The organism is Kitasatospora phosalacinea (genome assembly GCF_030268885.1).
In the GTDB taxonomy this organism is placed as follows: domain Bacteria; phylum Actinomycetota; class Actinomycetes; order Streptomycetales; family Streptomycetaceae; genus Kitasatospora; species Kitasatospora phosalacinea_C.
The window spans coordinates 1-918 of sequence record NZ_BSSA01000093.1; the positions used below are offsets into that span (position 1 = coordinate 1).

Genomic DNA, 918 nt, shown 5'->3' on the forward strand with positions numbered 1-918 from the left:
GTCGACCACGCCGACGGCGCCGTGCGCAAGCCCGCCCTCGAACTGCTGACCCTGGCCCGCCGCCTGGGCACCCCCTCCGCCGTCGTCCTGGGCGCCGGAGCGGCCGCCGCCGACATCGCCGCCAAGGCCGCCGAGTACGGCGCCGCCAAGGTCTACACCGCCGACGCCGAGGAGTTCACCTCCCAGCTCGTCGTGCCCAAGGTCGACGCGCTGACCCAGATCGCCAAGGCCGCCGGCGCCGCCGCCGTGCTGGTCACCTCCTCCGGCGAGAACAAGGAGGTCGCCGCCCGCACCGCCCTGCGCCTGGGCTCGGGCCTGATCACCGACGCCGTCGACATCGAGGCCGGCCCCGCCGGACCCGTCGCCACCCAGTCGGTGTTCGCCGCGTCCTTCCAGGTCAAGTCGACCGTCACCACCGGCACCCCGGTCATCACCGTCAAGCCCAACAGCGCCGCCCCCGAGCCGGCCCCCGCCGCCGGAGCGGTCGAGCCCGTCACCGTCGCCCTCACCGGCGGCGCCGCCACCGTCACCGCCCGCACCCCGCGGGTGTCCACCGGCCGCCCCGAACTGACCGAGGCCGCCATCGTCGTCTCCGGCGGCCGCGGCGTCGGCGCCGCCGAGGGCTTCTCCGTCGTCGAGGACCTCGCCGACGCCCTCGGCGCCGCCGTCGGCGCCTCCCGCGCCGCCGTCGACGCCGGCTGGTACCCGCACAGCAGCCAGGTCGGCCAGACCGGCAAGCAGGTCTCCCCCCAGCTGTACGTCGCCGCCGGCATCTCCGGCGCCATCCAGCACCGCGCCGGCATGCAGACCAGCAAGACCATCGTCGCCGTCAACAAGGACCCCGAAGCCCCGATCTTCGAACTCGTCGACTACGGCGTCGTCGGCGACCTCTTCACCGTCCTGCCCCAGCTCACCGAC

At 75.3% G+C, this 918-nt stretch carries 1 protein-coding gene; it reads left to right on the plus strand.

Annotated elements, in window-relative coordinates; all coding sequences use genetic code 11:
* On the plus strand, positions 1–918 hold a 918-nt coding region (locus tag QSK52_RS39075; protein WP_285741039.1), incomplete at both ends, for an electron transfer flavoprotein subunit alpha/FixB family protein.